Source organism: uncultured Salinibacterium sp. (assembly GCF_963974405.1).
In the GTDB taxonomy this organism is placed as follows: Bacteria; Actinomycetota; Actinomycetes; order Actinomycetales; family Microbacteriaceae; genus Rhodoglobus.
Map to the genome: position 1 here is coordinate 184,437 of NZ_CAXBBH010000003.1, position 19,360 is coordinate 203,796.

General features: G+C 61.6%; 21 protein-coding genes. 16 read left to right on the forward strand and 5 right to left on the reverse strand.

Annotation, left to right across the window (positions count from 1 at the left end; translation table 11 throughout):
- Positions 1 to 121 precede the first annotated feature (121 nt).
- The 9 genes from AACZ26_RS12120 (at position 122) to AACZ26_RS12160 (ending at position 9,811) form a co-directional block, all read left to right on the forward strand.
- Positions 122 to 1,951 (forward strand): phosphoenolpyruvate carboxykinase (GTP), encoded by a 1,830-nt coding sequence (locus AACZ26_RS12120; protein ID WP_339621910.1) that lies wholly within the window; start codon positions 122 to 124, stop codon positions 1,949 to 1,951.
- A gap of 104 nt (positions 1,952 to 2,055) precedes the next feature.
- Positions 2,056 to 2,595, forward strand: coding sequence for a sigma-70 family RNA polymerase sigma factor (locus tag AACZ26_RS12125; RefSeq protein ID WP_339621911.1), 540 nt, complete (start codon positions 2,056 to 2,058; stop codon positions 2,593 to 2,595).
- Positions 2,588 to 3,319 (forward strand): hypothetical protein, encoded by a 732-nt coding sequence (locus AACZ26_RS12130; RefSeq protein WP_339621913.1) that lies wholly within the window; start codon positions 2,588 to 2,590, stop codon positions 3,317 to 3,319. The genes AACZ26_RS12125 and AACZ26_RS12130 overlap by 8 nt, the downstream gene beginning before the upstream one ends.
- Positions 3,320 to 3,375: 56 nt before the next feature.
- Positions 3,376 to 5,379: a TPM domain-containing protein gene (locus AACZ26_RS12135; protein ID WP_339621915.1), complete on the forward strand. Its 2,004-nt coding sequence runs from the start codon at positions 3,376 to 3,378 to the stop codon at positions 5,377 to 5,379.
- 39 nt (positions 5,380 to 5,418) lie between these two features.
- Positions 5,419 to 6,156 (forward strand): PspA/IM30 family protein, encoded by a 738-nt coding sequence (locus AACZ26_RS12140; RefSeq protein WP_339621916.1) that lies wholly within the window; start codon positions 5,419 to 5,421, stop codon positions 6,154 to 6,156.
- 24 nt (positions 6,157 to 6,180) lie between these two features.
- Positions 6,181 to 7,056 (forward strand): arginase family protein, encoded by an 876-nt coding sequence (locus AACZ26_RS12145; RefSeq protein ID WP_339621918.1) that lies wholly within the window; start codon positions 6,181 to 6,183, stop codon positions 7,054 to 7,056.
- Positions 7,057 to 7,092: 36 nt separating this feature from the next.
- A complete protein-coding gene (locus AACZ26_RS12150; protein WP_339621921.1) occupies positions 7,093 to 7,893 on the forward strand; it encodes a crotonase/enoyl-CoA hydratase family protein in 801 nt (266 codons plus the stop codon).
- Between the two features lie 41 nt (positions 7,894 to 7,934).
- A complete protein-coding gene (locus tag AACZ26_RS12155; protein WP_339621922.1) occupies positions 7,935 to 9,347 on the forward strand; it encodes an NAD(P)/FAD-dependent oxidoreductase in 1,413 nt (470 codons plus the stop codon).
- Positions 9,344 to 9,811, forward strand: a complete 468-nt coding sequence (locus AACZ26_RS12160; protein ID WP_339621923.1) for a hypothetical protein — start codon at positions 9,344 to 9,346, stop codon at positions 9,809 to 9,811. The genes AACZ26_RS12155 and AACZ26_RS12160 overlap by 4 nt, the downstream gene beginning before the upstream one ends.
- 21 nt (positions 9,812 to 9,832) lie before the next feature.
- Here AACZ26_RS12160 and AACZ26_RS12165 read toward each other — a convergent pair whose 3' ends face one another.
- Positions 9,833 to 10,186 carry an SIP domain-containing protein gene (locus tag AACZ26_RS12165; RefSeq protein ID WP_339621925.1) on the reverse strand — a complete coding sequence of 118 codons (354 nt, stop codon included), beginning with the start codon at positions 10,184 to 10,186 and terminating at the stop codon, positions 9,833 to 9,835.
- A gap of 195 nt (positions 10,187 to 10,381) precedes the next feature.
- Between AACZ26_RS12165 and AACZ26_RS12170 the strand changes: the two genes are divergently transcribed.
- The 3 genes from AACZ26_RS12170 (at position 10,382) to AACZ26_RS12180 (ending at position 12,142) form a co-directional block, all read left to right on the forward strand.
- The gene (locus tag AACZ26_RS12170; RefSeq protein ID WP_339621926.1) at positions 10,382 to 10,630 is read left to right on the forward strand and encodes a hypothetical protein; all 249 of its coding nucleotides are present in this window, start codon (positions 10,382 to 10,384) and stop codon (positions 10,628 to 10,630) included.
- 202 nt (positions 10,631 to 10,832) lie between these two features.
- Complete coding sequence (locus AACZ26_RS12175) at positions 10,833 to 11,078, forward strand: hypothetical protein (RefSeq protein WP_339621927.1); 246 nt, start codon at positions 10,833 to 10,835, stop codon at positions 11,076 to 11,078.
- Between the two features lie 101 nt (positions 11,079 to 11,179).
- The gene (locus AACZ26_RS12180; RefSeq protein ID WP_339621929.1) at positions 11,180 to 12,142 is read left to right on the forward strand and encodes a hypothetical protein; all 963 of its coding nucleotides are present in this window, start codon (positions 11,180 to 11,182) and stop codon (positions 12,140 to 12,142) included.
- 2 nt (positions 12,143 to 12,144) lie between these two features.
- Here AACZ26_RS12180 and AACZ26_RS12185 read toward each other — a convergent pair whose 3' ends face one another.
- Positions 12,145 to 13,560 (reverse strand): amidase, encoded by a 1,416-nt coding sequence (locus AACZ26_RS12185; protein WP_339621930.1) that lies wholly within the window; start codon positions 13,558 to 13,560, stop codon positions 12,145 to 12,147.
- A 130-nt stretch (positions 13,561 to 13,690) separates the two neighbouring features.
- Between AACZ26_RS12185 and AACZ26_RS12190 the strand changes: the two genes are divergently transcribed.
- The 3 genes from AACZ26_RS12190 to AACZ26_RS12200 are packed head-to-tail and all read left to right on the forward strand — an operon-like array spanning position 13,691 to position 15,704.
- Positions 13,691 to 14,050: a GntR family transcriptional regulator gene (locus AACZ26_RS12190; RefSeq protein ID WP_339621932.1), complete on the forward strand. Its 360-nt coding sequence runs from the start codon at positions 13,691 to 13,693 to the stop codon at positions 14,048 to 14,050.
- A complete protein-coding gene (locus AACZ26_RS12195; protein ID WP_339621934.1) occupies positions 14,047 to 14,937 on the forward strand; it encodes an ABC transporter ATP-binding protein in 891 nt (296 codons plus the stop codon). Before AACZ26_RS12190 ends, AACZ26_RS12195 begins: the two co-directional genes overlap by 4 nt.
- Entirely contained in the window at positions 14,934 to 15,704 is a 771-nt protein-coding gene (locus AACZ26_RS12200; protein ID WP_339621935.1) for an ABC transporter permease, read from the forward strand. The genes AACZ26_RS12195 and AACZ26_RS12200 overlap by 4 nt, the downstream gene beginning before the upstream one ends.
- 109 nt (positions 15,705 to 15,813) lie before the next feature.
- Here AACZ26_RS12200 and AACZ26_RS12205 read toward each other — a convergent pair whose 3' ends face one another.
- Entirely contained in the window at positions 15,814 to 16,320 is a 507-nt protein-coding gene (locus tag AACZ26_RS12205) for an N-acetyltransferase family protein (RefSeq protein ID WP_339621937.1), read from the reverse strand.
- A gap of 46 nt (positions 16,321 to 16,366) precedes the next feature.
- On the reverse strand, positions 16,367 to 17,035 hold the full coding sequence (locus AACZ26_RS12210; protein ID WP_339621938.1) for a uracil-DNA glycosylase: 669 nt from the start codon (positions 17,033 to 17,035) through the stop codon (positions 16,367 to 16,369).
- A gap of 44 nt (positions 17,036 to 17,079) precedes the next feature.
- Here AACZ26_RS12210 and AACZ26_RS12215 point away from each other — a divergent pair, with 44 nt between their 5' ends.
- Positions 17,080 to 18,582: an MFS transporter gene (locus tag AACZ26_RS12215; protein WP_339621939.1), complete on the forward strand. Its 1,503-nt coding sequence runs from the start codon at positions 17,080 to 17,082 to the stop codon at positions 18,580 to 18,582.
- Here the strand turns inward: AACZ26_RS12215 and AACZ26_RS12220 are convergent.
- A complete protein-coding gene (locus AACZ26_RS12220; RefSeq protein WP_339621940.1) occupies positions 18,557 to 19,330 on the reverse strand; it encodes an SDR family NAD(P)-dependent oxidoreductase in 774 nt (257 codons plus the stop codon). The two genes, AACZ26_RS12215 and AACZ26_RS12220, sit on opposite strands and share 26 nt — an antisense overlap.
- Between the last annotated feature and the right edge of the window lie 30 nt (positions 19,331 to 19,360).

Below are 19,360 nucleotides of genomic sequence, written 5' to 3' on the forward strand. Positions count from 1 at the left end.
TCACTATAACTAAAGATTGCGAATTCTTTCTACCTGATTCGCCAGCAAAGCGATCAAAAATGGGACATCATCGAATAACAACAGTTTTTTCACTACACGAACTCTTCAGCGGAAGGTAGAAATGAGCATCGCCGAGATGACAAGGACGCACTTTTCCGCACCTGACGGAACAAATCACAGCGTTATTGCGTGGGTAGACGAAATCGCCGCCCTCACACAGCCGGACGAAGTCGTCTGGTGCAATGGCAGCCCCGAAGAGGCTGACACGCTCGCCGAACTCATGATCGAGACCGGCACGATCACTCGCCTCAACGATGAGTACCGTCCCCACAGCTTCCTCGCCCGCAGCGACCCCAGTGATGTTGCCCGCGTCGAGTCACGCACCTTCATCTGCTCGACCGAGGAGAGCGATGCCGGCCCCTCCAACAACTGGGCCCCTCCCGCAGAAATGCGCGACACTCTCGATGGACTCTTCCAGGGCGCCATGCGCGGCCGCCGGATGTACGTTGTTCCGTTCTCCATGGGGCCGCTCGGTTCGCCGCTCGCCAAGATTGGCGTTCAAGTCACCGACTCCCCCTACGTCGTCATGAGCATGGGCATTATGACGCGAATGGGAACCGCTGTTCTGGAATCGATCGATGACTCCACCGAGTGGGTGCGCGCCATCCACAGTGTTGGAGCCCCGCTCGCTGCCGGCGACACGGATGTGCCGTGGCCCTGCAACCAGACCAAGTACATCAGCCACTTCCCCGAGACTCGCGAAATTTGGTCCTTCGGTTCCGCTTACGGCGGCAACGCGATTCTCGCGAAGAAGTCATTCGCCCTGCGCATCGCTTCGGTGATCGCTCGCGACGAAGGGTGGCTTGCCGAACACATGCTGCTCCTCAAGCTCACCAACCCTCGTGGTCGCGTATTCCACATCGCTGCGGCATTCCCGAGCGCCTGCGGCAAGACCAACCTCGCGATGCTCAAGCCGACCATTCCCGGCTGGAAAGCCGAAACGATCGGGGACGACATTGCCTGGCTCGGCAAGGGAGCTGACGGTCGCCTGCGCGCCATCAACCCCGAAGCCGGCTTCTTTGGCGTGGCTCCGGGAACGGGAATCGCCACCAACGAGACCGCCATGGACACCATCTGGGGCAACACCGTTTTCACCAACGTCGCACTGAAAGACAACGGCGACGTGTGGTGGGAAGGCATGACCGATGAGGTGCCTGAGCACTTGATCGATTGGCAGGGAAACGACTGGACGCCCGAATCGGGCACCCCGTCGTCACACCCGAACTCACGTTTTACTGTGGCAGCAGCACAATGTCCCACCATCGCAGATGAGTGGGAATCGCCACAGGGCGTCGTCATTGACGCCATAATCTTCGGCGGTCGCCGCGCGACCAACGTGCCGCTAGTGGTGGAGGCACGAGATTGGGAGCATGGCGTCTACCTGGGCGCCACTATCTCATCTGAGCGGACGGCGGCCGCCGAAGGCACCATTGGCGAACTACGGCGAGACCCGTTTGCCATGATGCCCTTCTGCGGATACAACATGGCAGACCACTGGGCGCACTGGCTCTCGGTCGGCCAGAACCTCCGCAGTTCGGGCACCGTGCCGCGCATTTTCCAAGTCAACTGGTTCCGCAAGGGACCGGATGGTTCGTTCCTCTGGCCAGGCTTCGGCGAGAACTCTCGCGTACTCGAGTGGATTCTCGAACGCGTGGACGGCCAAGTTGCAGCGAAAGAGAGCGCCCTCGGCCTTCTCCCCCGCGACGGCGACCTCAACATCGAAGGCCTTGGCCTGAGTGACGAGACCATGGAACAGCTCTTCGCCATCGACACGCAGTCATGGCTCGCCGAAGCGGAATCCACCGAAGAATTTTTTGCAACCTTCGATGGTCGCGTTCCCGCCGCCGTAACCCGCCAGCTTGAGCAGTTGAAAGCACGCCTCACAAGCTAACCAACGAAACCGCCTCGCCGTTCGTCTTTAATAGTGTGACCACAATTGCGCTAACTATTGGCCATTCCTCGGCCACAATAGAGACGACGGCGAGGAGGGGCTCAGTGGCTGAGACCGAAAACACCCCTGCCCGCTGGGAAGACGTGGCTGCACAGCTTGTCGCCGAGCGAGGCGAGGCACTCACCCGTTACGCCTACCTGATTTCGGGAAACCGCGACGACGCCTCCGACCTCGTGCACGATGCCCTCGTGAAAACCTTCGGTCGACTGCGCAACGGCTTTGGCATCGCGAGCGCCGAAGCATACGTACGTCGAGCAATTCTGAACACCTACCTTGACCGCGGAAGAAAGATCAGCCGCTGGCGCAAGATCGCCCACCTGACGGTGGAGCCTGACATCCACGAATCGACGGATGCTGACACCGAGGCTCGGCTCGACCTACAGTCCCAGCTGATGAAGCTCCGCCCGCGTGAACGGGCCTGCGTCGTGCTGCGCTATTACGAAGACCTCAAAGTGGATGACATCGCGGCGACGCTAGACATCAGCTCTGGCGCGGTGAAACGCTATTTGAGCGACGGACTTGCCCGCATGGCAGTGAGCCTCGATCGCGCCGACGCACACGACCTGGGAGGCCACCATGGTTGATGAGAACGAACTGCGCACCCAGTTTTCGGGCACCAACGTGCCCACGATCGACATTGATACCGCCGCGGTGATCTCGCGAAGCAAACGTCGGCGTCGCCCGCGACAGGTCGCGCTAGGCGTCGTTGGCGTCCTCGCAGCGAGCTCTCTCGTGTTCGCCGGTATCAGCGCCGTCCGGCAGGTAGATAATCTCAGCACGACGGCAGGGATCGTCGCCGATGAAGCGAGCGATTCGCGAGCAGCAGAGAGCGAGCCCTTTGCCGATGAGTCACACGACGCGAGCACCCTGGGGACGTCGTGCGGCACAAGCATCACCACCGATGCCGCGTCTCCGTTCGGCCTCTCGCTTGAACTCGAACTGCCCTCCGAGGTAGTCGCGTCTGGCAGCACCTACGGCACCGCGCGACTAACAAATACGTCAGACCAGGCCGTCGAGGGAACAACGGCGAACGTGCCTGATGTGAATTTGTTACGCGACTCGATTGTGATCTCGCACAGCCCCGAGATTCAGATTCTGTCGGTCATGCCCGTCAATTTGCAGCCGGGCCAGAGCATCGCGTTCGATGTCGCAATCGACATCATCGACTGCACCACCATCGACACCGGCGGCATGGTTGCTCCTGGCACCTACACGGCAAACGCGACCCTCGCTTTCGTGCCCACTGACCCCGCCGATGGCGATGCCGCCGACGTTCGCAGCGAAGTGTCAGTCATCACTCTGCAGTAACGACGGTTCGCTTCGCTAGACTCCCGATGTCACTGTCGTCGACGAAGGAGCACCCCGTGAAAGCACGACTGGGCGCCACCGTTGCCCTCGCAGCAGCACTTGCCCTCTTCACGGCGGGCCCGGCGCTCGCTGACGACCCTGTGAGCCTCGATGGCGGGTACGTCGTCGACTCAGCAGATGTTCTCGGTGGCGATTCGGGCACCGTCATGGCCGCCCTCGATTCGCTCTACGACGAGACAGGCATCCAACTTCTTGTCGTCTATGTTGACGAGTTCACGAATCCCACCTCGCCGATCGAGTGGGCGGATGCCACGGCCGAAGCCAACGGGCTCGGTGACAATGATCTTCTGCTCGCCGTTGCTGTTTCGCAGCGACAGTACGCGCTGTCGGTTGCCGCCGAGGCACCCCTCACGGATGCGCAACTCGATGCTGCCGAACGAGCCATCGAGAATGAGCTTCGCGACGATGACTGGGCGCAGGCTGCCATCGCTGGTGCCAATTCGCTTGCGGGTGAGAGTTCATCGCCACCGGCTACGGGCGCCGCGACTACCGGAATCCCGATTGTGCCGATAGTCGGCGGAGTTGCGGTCGTCGGTATCGGCGCTTACGCCATATACCGCAAGCGCCGCGGTAAGAGGGGCGCGCTGAGCGACACATCAGCTGGCAAGGTTTCGCAAGAGGAACTCGATCGCCGCGCGGGCAGCGCCCTTGTGGAATTGGATGATGCTCTCAAGACGAGCGAGCAAGAACTCGGCTTCGCTGAAGCGCAGTTCGGTGCGGCGGCAACAGCAGGGTTCCAGAAGTCGCTCGCCGAGGCGAAAGCTGCGGTGTCTCACGCGTTCCGCATCCGTCAGAAGCTTGATGACAGTGAGCCCGAAACTGCTGAGCAGAAGCGGACGATGACGAGTGAGATCATCGAGCTCTGCGAGCGCGCCGATGATCTGCTCGATGAGCAAGCTGCGGCATTCGAAGAATTACGCCAACTCGAGAGCAACGCACCGGCGGTTCTTGCGGAGACCTCAACGTTGATTGCGACCGCGGCTCAACGACTACCCGCCACAGAGGCTGCGCTAAACGCGCTCGTGGCGCGGTATGCACCAGCCGCAATCGACGCTGTCATCGACAACGGCACTCGGGCTCAGGCCCTGCTGACGTCTGCGGTGCAGGCCTCTGCATCAGCGCAGGCATCGATCGAGGCGCAGAAACCCAGTGACGCTGCCGTGGCTGTGCGCACCGCTCAGGCCCAACTCGGACAAGCCATCCAACTGATGGATGCCGTCGATTCCCTCGCGGCAGAGCTCCAGTCGGCAGAACAGAAGCGCGCCGCCGCTATTACTGACACCACCAATGACATCGCGGCGGCTCGTGCATTACCCGCCGATGACACGGCGGCAGGGCTGCAACCCTTGATTGCGCGTGCTGAAGCCGCGTTGACCACTGCTCAGTCAGCTACCGGCGACCCGGTCACCGGTCTGAGCAGTCTCGGCGAGGCCAATGCGGCCCTCGAGACAGCATTTGTGGGGGTGCGCGACCAGCAAGCTGCTATCGCTCAGGCCACCACCCAGCTCTCGGCGGCTCTCGCTGCAGCACAGTCGCGCATCACGACTACCGCCCAATTCATCACTACTCTCCGCGGTGGTGTGGGGTCGTCGGCGCGAACGAAGATTGCCGAGGCCGACCGTCAGTTTAAGCAGGCACTCGCGCTGCAAGCATCCGATCCGGTGACCGCTCTGACACACGCACGACAGGCTGACCAGTTGGCGGCAAGCGCCTACGATATCGCTCAGCGGGAGGTCTCAGAGTTCTCCGGCCGTGCTGGTGCTGGTGGCGTGTTGGGCGGAATGGGCTCCGGTGGCGGAGATGCCCTCGGCGGGCTCATTGGTGGGCTCATCGGCAGCAGTCTGGGTTCGCGCTCCAGCCGTCCGTCATCCGGCACGTCATGGGGCGGCGGTTCGCGCTCGAGCCGTTCAGGGTCGAGCAGCAGACGATCGAGTGGGCGAAGCTCAGGCGGAAGTTCTCGACGCAGTGGTGGTGGCCGCAGCCGCGGCGGTAGATTCTAATTACGGTTTCCTTCAGAAAACTCACGAAAGGCACGTCGCATGGCAAAGCAGTCAATTCTCGGACGAATTTCACAACTACTGAAGGCGAACATCAACTCGCTGCTCGACCAGGCCGAAGATCCGCAACTGATGCTCGACCAGCTCGTACGCGACTACACGAGCTCCATTGCGGATGCCGAAAATGCTGTCGCTCAGACCATCGGAAACCTGCGCCTCATGGAACAGGATCACGCTGAAGATCTGAACGCAGCCGCCGATTGGGGTCGCAAGGCTCTCGCTGCCAGCGCCAAGGCCGACGAATTGCGCGCCAGCGGCAACGCTGTCGATGCCGATAAGTTCGACAATCTTGCCAAGATCGCTATCGGTCGCCAAGTTTCTGCCGAGAACGAAGCCCGTGCCGCGGAACCGACGATCGCATCACAGACTCAGGTCGTCGGCCAGCTCAAGAGCGGCCTCGACGGAATGCGCGCCAAGCTGAGTGAGCTCACCGCCAAGCGAGACGAGCTCGTCGCTCGCTCCAAGACGGTCGAGGCTCAGACTCAAGTGCACGACGCTCTCAAGTCGATCGACCTGCTTGACCCGACGAGCGAGCTGGGTCGCTTCGAAGATAAGATCCGTCGCGAAGAGGCGAAAGTTCTCGGGCAGCAAGAGCTCGCGGCATCCAGCCTCGATGCGCAGTTCGAGGGCCTCGAAGACCTCGGCAAGCAAACCGAAGTTGAAGCACGCCTTGCCGCTCTCAAAGCGGGTGGCGCTCAGGCTCTCACCTCGGGCGAATAATTCGGAATTCCGAAAGTTCAACGGATGACAATCAATTACGTTGTCGTGCCGCAGTGGCAGGGTTCGGGTTCTTCTCGCGCCATGCAGCTTGTGGACGGGGCAGAGTCGATCCGGGGCGACCTTCCTTCCTCAGCGACTCGTACCGTCGACATTCCACTCGAAGCGGGCGACCACCAGAGCACCGGAGTGCACCGCTACAGTTCGATACTGCTCGTGCGCGACCGGATGCGACATGCCCTCGCTGAAGGCACCGAAGCTGGAGTCGACGCTCACGTGACGATCGGCGGTGATTGTGGGGTTGAACTCGCCGCGATCGAGCACGTCAGCGCGTCCCAACCCGCCGTGGTCTGGCTCGACGCCCACCCCGACCTGCATACGGCCGACACCAGTTCGTCCGGCGCCTTCACGGGAATGGTGCTTCGCACGCTCCTCGGTGATGGGCCCGCTGGGCTTGTGCCGGCGCATCCGGTTCGTTCGGATCGGGTCATTCTGGCGGGTGTTCGCTCAATCGACACTGCGGAGGATGACTACATTGCAGACTCTGACATCCGGATGCTCGGCCCCGTTGATTTCTCGACCGAGACGTTACTCGACGCGATCGCCGCGACGGGCGCCGGCTCGGTGTATCTCCACATCGATCTCGACGTGCTCGATCCGGCTGATTTTGCGGGCCTCGGGTCTCCCGTGCCGTTTGGCATTGAAGCGTCCGTGCTCATTGAAGCAATTCGCGCCGTCGTGGCACAGTATCCACTTGCCGGTGCCGGCATCACCGAATTCGCGCCGTCGTCAATGACGAGTGCAGTCGATGACTCCCCCACGATTCTGAGGCTGATTGGCGCGCTCACCAGCGCAAGCGGCTATTCGCGCGGTTCTTCGGCCACGTCGACAGAAACTGAGTAGCTCGCGGCGACGGTCGCTGAGTCGTAGTCTGGGCACATGACTGACTCCAACTCGAGCACGCCAAAAATTACTGTCGAGCGAGACGGTCACGTCTTGCTGATCGGACTCAACCGCGTCGACAAACGCAATGCCGCTGACCTGGATATGTTGCAGCAGCTTGCCCTCGCCTACGGAGAGCTTGAGCGCGATCCCGGACTTCGAGCGGGTTTTGTTTTCGCCCACGGCGACCACTTCACTGGTGGCCTCGACCTCGCAGACATCGGGCCGCGCATTGGCGCTGACGGGCTCGACATGGTTCCTGATGGCGGCATCAACCCGTGGCAGGTCTCGGGCGAGAAACTCTCGAAGCCCGTAGTGATTGCGGTGCAGGGCACGTGCCTCACGCTGGGCATTGAGTTGCTTTTGGCAAGCGACATTGCGGTCGCTGCCGACTCGACTGTCTTCGGTCAGGTCGAGGTATCGCGCGGCATCCTGCCCTTCGGCGGCGCCACTATCCGCTTTCCGCGCCAAGTGGGCTGGTCGAACGCGATGCGCTGGATTCTCACGGGAGATAGTTTCGATGCGGCTGAGGCGTACCGCATGGGAATGGTTCAAGAAGTTGTTCCGCACGGCGAACAGTATGCGCGCGGGCTCGAACTCGCCCACCGGGTTGCAGCCCAGGCTCCTCTCGCCGTGCAAGCTGCTCTCGCCAATGCCAATCGTGCGATTCGCGAGGGTGACGCGGCTGCCGAGGCTGGGCTTCAACCCGCGCTTGTCGCCGTCGCTCAGAGTGAAGATGCCAGAATTGGCATGCAGGCGTTCATGACCCGCACGACCGCCGAGTTCATCGGCAAATAGCAACAACGACACTGCCACTGATAACGCGAAGGAGTGAGATCGTGACTGACAACAACTGGGACGTCATTGTCATTGGAGCCGGAGCGGTGGGTGAAAACGTTGCCGACCGAGCCGTTCAAGGTGGACTGAGCGTTGTGCTCGTCGAGAGCGAACTCGTCGGTGGCGAGTGCTCGTATTGGGCGTGCATGCCATCGAAGGCACTTATTCGCAGCGGTCTAGCGCTTCGCGCTGTCGAGAAACTTCCCGGTGCTGCCGAAGCCGTCACGGGTGGCATCAACGTCGAGGCTCTCCTCGCTCGCCGCAACAGCTTCACGAGCGACTGGGATGACGCTGGCCAAGTGAAGTGGGTCGAGAAGGCGGGGATCGGCCTTGAGCGCGGTCACGCTCGCCTGAGCGGCCCGAAGACCGTCACGGTCACGACCGATGACGGAGCGAAAAAAACTTTGACCGCCACTCACGCCGTCGTCGTCGCGACCGGCTCAGACCCACAACTCCCCAATATTCCCGGCCTCGTAGACGCGAACCCGTGGACCCCGCGCGAAGCAACCTCGGTGATGACAGTTCCCGACTCCTTCGCTATCATCGGCGGCGGCGTAGTCGGTGTCGAAATGGCTACCGCCTACCGTGATCTCGGTGCCGAAGTGACCCTATTCGCACGCAGTGGCCTCCTCAACGGTCAAGAAGACTTCGCCGGCGAGATGGTCGCAAAAGCTCTCACCGAGCGCGGTGTCACAATCGTCGCGGCCTCCCCCACGCGGGTGGAACGCACCGGCGATGGTGTCGTTATCGCTACCGACGATGCCACTTTTACGGCATCCGAAGTTCTCGTTGCTACGGGCCGCACAGCGCGCACCAACGATCTCGGGCTCGACACCATTGGGCTCACCCCCGGCGACTGGCTCGCGGTCGACGACACGATGCTCGTGCACGATACCGACTGGCTCTACGCCGTTGGCGACGTCAACCACCGCGCGCTGCTCACCCATCAGGGCAAGTACCAAGCTCGTGCTGCCGGTGACGTGATTGCCGCTCGCGCCAAGGGTGAGACCGTGGATGACGCACCGTGGGGCACGCACGTTGCGACCGCCGACCACGGCGCTGTGCCGCAAGTCACGTTCAGCGACCCCGAAGTCGCCTCAGTCGGAGTTATGTCGCACGATGCCGAGAAGCAGGGCATTGACGCCCAGGTCGTCGACTACAACATGGGCTGGGTTGCTGGCGCGAGCTTGCAGGCCGACGGCTACGAAGGTCAGGCGCGGCTCGTGATTGATCGCGAACGTCAGGTCATCATTGGCGCCACCTTTGTGGGTCAGGATATTGCGGAGCTGCTGCACTCGGCCACCATCGCCATCGTGGGCGAGGTTCCCATCGCGCGGCTCTGGCACGCGGTTCCCTCGTACCCGACGATCAGTGAGGTGTGGCTGCGACTGCTCGAAACAATCGGGCGTCCGTGAGCCGAGCACGCGCCTTCGGCACGCGGCTGGGGCGCGCTCTCGCGCACGCCGAGCACAGTCCGCGCGCTCAGCGCGTGCTGCTGCACCCCGTCGTTACGCGACCCGGCTACTGGTTTGCTACGGCATCCGGACTGCTGTGGGGTGCGGCATTGAGCAAGCGTGCGTTGAAGTCGCAGGGTGGAGTGCTGGTCGCGACGCCACTGCCGAAGTGGGCGTTCGGGCGCGGCGGCACGACAATTGGCGCCGTGTTTTTGACCGGCGGCAATGCGAGCGATGACGTGCTCGCGCATGAGGCTGTGCACCGCGCGCAGTGGCGCAAGTATGGGCTGTGGTTTATCCCGCTGTATCTGCTCGCGGGGCAGAATCCGCTGACGAACCGCTTTGAGGTTGAGGCGGGGCTGGAGTTGGGCGGGTACGTGCGCGCGAAATCAACGCGTGTGCCGAAAAGCACGACGGAGAGTTAGCAGGCGGATGCTGGGCGCGAGCTAGTTCGAGCTGAGCAGGCGCGCGGGGCCCTGATGCGCGACCCACGCGTAGACGGTGCTTTCGCCGAACGCGTTCACGGGGAGCATTTCGCTGAGCCACGCATCGACCGAACGGGCAACGCTTTGGCCGCGTTCGCGCAACAGCCAGCACACGCCGAAACGACCGGGCGCCGATAGCTGCTGGATGTCATCAGCCGAGTCAACCTCGATGAAAACCTGGCCGCGTGAACGGGCCGGCAATGTCGCGAGAATCATCGAGATGGCGTCGATCGAAGTCTCGTCTCCCGCGAGCAGCACGCGGTCAGCCGACTGGGGATTCCAGGCGATCTGCGGGGTGAAGAGTTCGGGAAACATTGATCCCAGTATAGGCATGCCTTACCTAAATTACGAAGCCCTCTCGGTGGACTCCAAGCCGCGAACGTCGGCGGCCTATCTGGACGCCCTGGGGTACTGAAAGTCGCATACTCCGGCTTCAGTTCCGTCGCGCTGCTACACGTGTTTGTGAGAATTCATCTTGTTCATAAGAGGTTCGGAACGTACGCTGGCTCCATGAAGCGAGCAACAATAGGAGCATTTTGGGGCTTGGGAATCAGCTCTGCGCTCTATCTCGGCCTCCTGGGATTCACTTCGGTCGCGCGCGAGCAAGGACACGAATGGAGCCATACCGCGAATGAGTGGATGTCGACAGTCTGGTACTGGTCGATCTGGCTATTGGCCGCCAGCGCACTTCTGATCGTGGTTCTGATCGCTGCGCAGATTGTGTGGGCTTACCTGCCACGATCGTGGTCGCGCAGCTGAAGTGCACTCTTCGCTAATCCGCGCACGTGACGCTGTGCCGAATCAACGCCCACAGGTCCTGCGCTCGGTTACGACCTCTTTGGCAGTACTGGGACTCCTCTGGATTGGCTCGCTCTCTGCGTACGCGAGCTTGGCGGAGAGAAACAGCCAGTCGTCCTGCGCTGATTATGTTCCCGCGAGTTTGAGCGCCTCGGAATATGTCGTGCAGACCAAATCGCGGGTTACGGTTCTGCCGCTCGCGCTTGAGTGCTCGTTCTACGCCGAGGCGCCATCCGCCGATCCTGACTATGTCGTGGTCGAAAAGGATCTCGGTACTGCGTGGTGGCTCGGAGTGCCAGCCAGCTTCTTGGCCGCGGCGAGCGTTCGGGCAGCTATCTTCGTGACCAGGAAAAAGCGACAGCCTTCGGGGGTAGACCATGACCGGCCTGAACGATCGGACACTCAGTGATCCTCAGCGAACCTCGTGACCTCAGTCGAGAGCAAGCCAACCGCCACTTGGCGCGCACTGAAGCGACATTAGAGTTTCGGCTCACAGAGTTAGCGCATTGGATGGCCGCCAGTGGCGGCCCTATCGATGAGATGGATGCGTCGTTAGCAAGCGTGGAAACGCTGTGGAACTGGACTCAAACTTTCGCCACTTCTGCCGCAGCGGAGATGATCCCGGAACAGTGGCGAACGGACTACTCACTAGCGTTCGGGTTCGTTCCCGAGGTTCAGTACAGACGGACGCTTTATGTGGCTCAAGCCTGGCAAAGCTACGTCTTCAGTGTCTTACACCGTCTCGATCCCTCGACAAGGATTGATCTGTACCGCTGGGCCGGCACAGATCACCACTATTACAACGACTTGGTATACCGGGCTGAGTTCATATCCGACTTGGCGCCGAGCTTACGCCACTTGCAGATTTGGGTGGCGGATGGTGTTAATCGGCCAGAGCGGGTCGACCTCACAAAATTCATGGCGTGGTTCTCAACCCAGTTTGCGGAGTGGATCGCCCTGGCAGGTGATGACCCTAGAGGGCTATCAATTCTTGCTCCACTGGTCGAGCGTCCGCTCAGTGACTTCGATCCGTTGCGCAATCCTCCGGAGTTTGTGTCTGAACCGAGAGTTGCGCCGCAAAAGTCGGCGCCAGCCCTTGCACAACTGGAAGAGGACGAGTTCATGATCGCGCCCCGCGATTTCGACCCCGACGATCTTGCCGCCGGCCAGCCGTTGGACTCTGAGGTCGTACATCAAGCTCTCCTTGAAATGGATGCGAGCTTGGGTGGCGGCGGCACCATCACCGACCCCGCCGAGTGGTTCTCTGTTGAGCAAGCCGATGTCACGCTCGGCACCGTGGCTGGCGCAACGATCTTCATTGCCGACGGTGCTGTGCGCGGAGTCGGGTTCGAAATCGGCGAGATCACCGAGAAGGAGTGGCGCACTCTCTCGAAACAGATGCGAGCACTAGCGAAGTCGCTAGGTGTGCACTTCGCTCCCGATCAAGACGAGAGCTGGAAAGCGAACCAGTAGCGCTACGCCCCAAACGCCGCCGGGTGCCGCGAGCCCCACTGAAAGCGGCGCTCGAGCTGCGCGCCAATCGCGAGCAACACATCCTCGCGACCGGGGCGGCCAATGAGTTGCACGCCCATCGGCAGTCCTTCCGCGGTTTCGTGCACGGGGAGGCTGATCGCGGGCAGACCTGAGACATTAACGAAGCTTGTCCAGGGTGTGTACTGCACTTGCTTCGCAAAGTTCTCGAAGGCATCCTCGGCATGAAACCACCCAAGCGGGCGCGGTGTCATCGCCATCGCCGGGGTCAGCACGGCGTCGTAGGTCGAGAACTGGCGGATGACGCTGCGCTCAAACCGAGACAGGGTCGCGATGGCGACGCCCACGTCGCGCGCGCTCATCCGACGTCCGCTTTCGATGAGCCATTTCGTGAGGGGTTCCACGAGCTCGAGTTGTTCACCATCGAGCGGGATCCCGGCAGCTCCCGCTTGCCACAGCACCGTGAAGGCTTCGGCGTATTCGGGTGAGGGGTCAAGCGCGAAGTCTTCACTGCCGTGACCGAGCTGGTCGAGCGCGGTGCGGGCGAGAGTGAGAGCATCCTGAGCTTCGGGCGAGACGCTGATCTCGTAGGTGTCATCCCACGGCGAGGTTGTCATGACGCCGATGTTAAACGTGCCTTCACCGCGGATCGCGGCGTTGAGGAAGGCACCGCCGTCCCACGTGGGCGGGCCGACCGAGAACGGCGAAGGACCAGCAATGCCATCGAGGAGCAACGCGGCATCCGCCACCGTGCGAGCGATGGGCCCGGTCACGGGAAGCTGGCCGAGACTACCGAAACCAGTACCGGCGGGCACGCGACCGCGCGAAGGCTTGAGACCGACGAGTCCGGTCGCGGCGGCGGGGATGCGAATCGAGCCACCACCGTCCGAGCCGGGCGCGAAAGGCAAGAGCCCCGCTGAGACCGCAACCGCCGCTCCCCCGCTGCTGCCGCCCGAGCCCAGCGACGTGTCCCAGGGATTCACGGCCGGGGCATCCGAGAGCGGTTCGGTATAGGCGGGGAGACCAAATTCGGGCGTCGCTGTTTTGCCGAGGCTGATCGCGCCGGCGTTATCGAGAACATCGGCGATTTCATCCGACACCTCGGGCACGAAGTCAGCAAAGGCGCGCGACCCATAGGCGGTGCGCACTCCGGCGCGGGCCCACAAGTCCTTCTCGCCCGAAGCAAGCCCCCAGAGAGCGGAGGCGCGGGAGCCAGAGGCTTCTAGCTCCGCAGCACGCTGGCGCGCAGCATCCGCAGTCACGACCGTAAACGCACCAAGCTCAGGGTTGAGGCGTTCGATGCGATCGAGGTAGCACTCCACAAGTTCGCTGGGCTTCACCTCGCCCGATCGCAAGAGATGTAGCTGCTCAAGGGCGGTGAGGCGATGAAGTTCTGACACGAATTCAGCCTAAAGGGGTTGACAACGACCCGCCATGCTGGTTGGTTAGTTACATCACCAACTAACCAACTAGCCGCCGGAACACTTCAGCACAGCTAGATCACCGCCCGCACCCAGAAAGGAGGCTCACATGGATGACTCTCGCCCCCTCTTCGCGCAAGTCGCCGAGAACATTGAGAACGACATTATCTCCGGCGCACTGCCCGAAGAAGGCCAAGCTCCCTCGATCAACGAGTTCGCAGCCTTCTATCGCATCAACCCCGCCACCGCCCTCAAGGGCATCAACGTTCTCGTCGATGCAGGAATTCTCTATAAGAAACGAGGAATCGGAATGTTCGTCGCCACCGGCGCTCAAGAACAACTCAAAAGTGCTCGCCGCGACAAATTCAGCAGCGAGTACGTGCGCCCCCTCTTGGCCGAAGCAGAAAAGCTCGGCATCGACTCCACCCAACTCAGCCACATGATCGCCAAGGAGGCGAACAACTCATGACCTCCACCATCGAGGTAACCAACCACAGCAAGCGCTTCGGCAAAGTGAACGCCGTCAACGACGTGAGCTTCACGGTCGCCGAGAACAAGATTTACGGCCTGCTCGGTCGCAACGGCGCAGGCAAGACCACGCTCATGCAGTTACTTACCGGTCAAGAATTCGCCTCGAGTGGCACCATCTCACTGTTCGGGCAAGCCCCCGTCGAGAACGCCAAGGTTCTGCAGAACACCTGCTTCATCAAAGAAAGCCAGCGCTACCCCGAAGACTTCCGCCCCAAAGATGTCTTCAAGACAGCCCCGTGGTTCTTCGCTAACTGGGATCAAGAGTTCGCCGATCGCCTGATCGCCGACTTCCGTCTCCCCCTCGACCGCCGCATCAAGAAACTGTCGCGCGGCCAGCTCTCCTCCATCGGCGTCATCGTCGGCCTCGCCTCTCGCGCACCGCTCACCTTCTTCGATGAGCCCTACCTGGGGTTGGATGCCGTGGCTCGCCAAATTTTCTACGATCGCCTTCTTGAGGACTACGCCAACCACCCGCGCACTGTGATCCTCTCCACCCATCTCATCGATGAGGTCAGCAACCTGCTCGAACACGTTCTCGTGATCGACGAGGGCAAGCTCCTCATCAACGAGGATGCCGAGACACTGCGCAACCGCGCCACGAACGTTGTCGGTATGAAGACCGCCGTCGACGCCTTCATCGGAAACCGCGAAGTTCTGCACCGCGACGGCATCGGCGGGCTCAGCTCCGTGACCGTTGCCGGGCTCAGCGAGAGCGAACGCCGCGACGCGCACGCCGCCGGGCTGGAACTCTCCCCCGTCTCGCTGCAGCAGCTCATCATCCAACTCACCCGCACCGAAACCAAGGAATTCGAGGCCAGCGCATGACCACCACAACAACGGCTCTCGCCCATCCAGCGAGCCCGATGAAGCGCATCACGCGCGTCGCCAAGCTGCACTTTGCCAACCCGTGGACGACCCTCGGCTTGCCGTGGATCATTCTCGGTGTGATCTTTGTGGGAACGCTCACGATCTGGTGGCTGATTTTCTCAGCACTCTCACCCGCGCAAAGAGAAGGCGCACTCGAGGGCACAGAATTTGGCGGATCGAGCTTCTTCATCTTTATTTACATGATGGTGGTGGCGATTCAAGCAATCAGCATCACATTCCCGTTTGCACTCGGCTACGGAGTCACTCGTCGTGACTACTACCTCGGCAGCGCGCTCGCCTTCGTGATTCTCGCCGTGATCTACACAACCGGTCTCACCGTGCTCGGAGCGATCGAAAAAGCAACCAACGGCTGGGGCATGGGTGGCACCATGTTTGCACCGATCTACTTCGGCAATTCCACACTCGAGCGCATTTTTGTCGAGTTCGTGTTGTTCCTGTTCTTCCTCTTCTTCGGTTCCGCAATTGCTGCGGTCTGGGTGCGCTGGAAGGCAACCGGTGTCACGGTGTTCTTCATCATCGTCGGAGCGCTCCTGGTCGGCCTGATCGCGCTGACCACCTTCACCGATTCATGGGGTGCGGTGGGCTCCACCTTGACCGACCTCGGGGTACTCGGCGTCGCTGCGTGGAGCCTCGCGGTTACCGCGATCAGCGGAGTCGCCGGGTTCACCCTGCTTCGCCGAGCAACCCCGCGCAACGCCGCGTAGCACCAAGGCTGCGGTCGCTAGACCAACCCAGAGTTGCGGATGCCCGGCTCTCCCCTTGCGGGAGTCCGGGCATCCGTGCGTTCGGAAGCTTTTGCTTGTGGGTGAAGCGCTACTCGCCTAGCGACTTCTGCATCAGGTAGGTGCCAACCCAGCGGTCGAACTTGAAACCGACGCGCTTGAGGTGCCCAATGGATTCGAAGCCCAGCTTGCTGTGAAGGTGCACGGAGGCCTCGGTGCCTTCATCCGAGATCACGGCAATGACTTCGCGGATGCCGATCTGCCGTCCCCGTTCGAGCAGTTCTGTGAGCAGTGCGCCGCCCACGCCCTGACCTGTGGCTGCTGGCGACAAGTAGATCGAGCCTTCAACCGTGTGTTTGTAGGCAGCTTTGGGACGCCACGGAAACATGGCGGCATAACCGAGCACCCGCTCGTCGTCGTCGACGGCGACGATGAATGGCAGACCCGAACTTTCGACCGCGGCGCGCTTGGCGGTCATTATCTCGGGGGTGACCTCAACGATGTCGAATGTCACGACAGTCGTGCTCACGTAGTGGCCGTAGATTTCGGCGAGCGCCGCATCATCCGCCGCACTGGCGTCTCTGAAATGGTGTGACAAAGCTGCTCCCAATGGGTGACGTAGCGAGGGTGTCGAAAGACTTATTTTACGGGTCGAGCCGCCAGTCAATGTGCGCTGCACCTTGCGCCTCGAGCGCAGTATTCACGCGGCTGAAGGGCCTCGAGCCGAAGAAACCGCGGCGGGCCGAAAGTGGACTCGGGTGCGCACTCATCACGATAGGAACGTCGCCAAGCATGGGGGCGACGGATGCCGCATCCTTTCCCCACAGCACCGCTACGAGTGGTTGCGGCCTCTCCGCGAGCGCCCGTATCGCGTGGGCTGTAATCTCTTCCCACCCGTGACGACGGTGGGAGCCGGCCTCCCCAGCTCGCACCGTCAGCACCCGGTTGAGTAGCAACACTCCCTGGTGTTGCCACGCGCTCACGTCGCCGTGGGCTGCGGGCGGGATACCGAGGTCGTCGTTCAATTCTCGATAAATGTTGCTGAGGCTCCGCGGCAGTGGTCGCACTGCCCGATCGGTGGAGAAAGCGAGCCCGACGGCATGGCCGGGGGTCGGGTAAGGGTCTTGGCCGACCACGAGCACTCTCACCGATTCGAAGGGTTCGCGAAAGGCGCGCAGTACAGCACTTTCCGCGGGCAGCCATTCGTTGCCCTGTTCGGTTTCTTGTGCCAGAAAGCCCGCAACCGTGTCGAGCTGCGCGGCGACAGGTTCGAGCACGCGAGACCACCCGGGGTCGATACCGCCTAATTCCATGTCATTACGCTAGCTTCTGTGTTCGCTAGCGATAGCATCCGTTCATGTCTTTGCTGCGCGGTAAATCCGGGGCCATCACGATTGGCCTTATCGGCTATCTCTTTTTTGTCGAGCTCGTGAGTGGAATCTTGCAGGGGTACTACATCCCTTTGATTCCCGATCTGGTTCAGCATTTGGGCATCCGCGATGCTGACTTCAACTGGTTCGAGGCAGCACAACTGCTGTTGAGCGCAATTGTGGTGCCGATTCTGGCGAAACTCGGCGACATGCACGGGCACAAGCGCATCCTGCTGATCTCGACCGTTCTCACTGCTGGCGCGACCTGGTGGCTCGCGTTCACCGGTGACTTCACAAGCTTTCTCATTGCGTGGGCGCTTCAGGGGTTCTACGTTGTCTGGCTCCCCCTCGAAGTCGCCCTCATTTTTGATCGCGGCCGCGTGACCGGCACGGGTGCATCGCAGACCCGACGTGCTGCCGGTTTTCTCGTCGTCGCGCTTGAGGCTGGCGCCATCATGGGTGCTCTTGGCGGAGGCCGCATCTTCAAAGCCTTTGGCGAGAACGTGCAGCAGACCCTCATGATCCCGGCAATTGCCGTCACTCTCGTCTTCTTCGTCATCCTGTTCGGTGTGCCCGAGTCAAAACCGCTGCCCGGCCGTTCGCTCGACTTCTGGGGTTTCGTGCTGTTGACGCTCGGGCTGCTCCTCATCACCTCGGGTCTCACGTTCTTGCGCATCAACGGGCCAGAAACGTGGTGGGTGTACTTGCTGATGCTCGCGGGCGCGGCTACGTTCGTTCCCTGGGGTCGCTATGAGCTGCGCCACAACGACCCTGCCATTGATCTTCGGATGCTGCGAGACCCCAGCATGTGGCCCATTCAACTCACTGCGGGGCTCGTCGGCATCAGCCTCCTCGGTGCGCAGGCGCCGCTCTCCACTTTCGCTGGCACTGACCCCGTCAACGGTTACGGGCTCGGCATGGAATCGGATGAGATCTCGTACATCATCGGGGCATACCTGGTCTCGATGATCGTCGGAGCACTGCTCTTCCCGCTGCTCTCTAAGCGGAAGAGTCCTCGAGTGGCTCTGATCGTGGCGACGTTCTTTGTCGCCACCGGATACCTGCTGTTCTTGCCGTTCCATGACAGCGTGCTGAGCGTGTTCCTCAATATGAGTATTGCCGGACTCGGATCGGGTGCCCTCGTCGGCGCGCTTCCGGCCGCGGCAGCAGCAGCGGCACCGCGGGGCCAAACGGGCATCGCTACAGCCCTCACCAATACGACGAAAACGATTGGTGGATCGTTCGCCTCAGCAGTCTTCGCTATCGTGCTCGTCGCGGGGGCGGCATCCGCGGTCACGGAGACGGCATCGAGTCTGCTCGGCTATCTCACCGTGTTCGCTATTTGTGGTGTTGGTGCTCTCGTCGCGGCGGTGTTGCTGTTCCTCGTGCCGAAGCTGGCGTTCGCGGATGTCGCCGACGAGGTCGAAGTGCTGGTGCCTGAGATTAGCGATTCTGCGGCACCATCTACCGAACCTTCAGCTCGCCCCTGATCATCTTGTGCGGTGCGGCTTGAGCAACTGGCTTCACCGTCACGAGGTCGATGTTCACGAACGGCGGCAGTTCGATCGAGTGCACAATCGTTTCGGCGATGTCCTCAGCCACGAGCGGGTCGGGCACGTTGTCGTACACAGAATCTGCTTTCGCCGCATCGCCCGCAAAGCGCACGAGCGCAAACTCTTCGGTCTTCACCATTCCCGGCGCAACTTCGATAACCCGGATCGGCTCGCCGGCAAGCTCCAGTCGCAACACCGCGGTCAGCGCATGCTGCGCAAATTTGGCGGCGTTGTACCCGCTGCCGCCTTCGTATGCAACGTGGCCAGCAATAGAGGTGACCATGAGGATGCTCGCGGTGTCGCCCTCGACGACGCCGTCGCGCAACAGCGGTAGCAGTGCGCTCGTCACGCGTTTCGTGCCCACGACGTTGACGTCGAACATGCGCGTCCAGTCATCCGGATCGCTGTTTTCGACGCTGTCGAGGCCCAAAGCGCCGCCGGCGTTGTTGACAAGCGCGTGGATGGGGCCGAGCTCGCGAAGGTAGGCGGCGAGCGCATCCACCTCGGTTTGCTTGGTGATGTCGGCCACGAACGTATCGACGCCAGTGTCTGCCGCCAATGCTTCGAGACGATCGGCACGTCGCGCCACGGCGACAACATTCCAGCCCTGCTTCACAAAGCGACGCGCAGTCGCTTCACCAATGCCCGAGCTTGCTCCAGTAACAACTACTCGCCTATTTACCATTCTTCCAAAATAGCGGTATTACACTTCAAG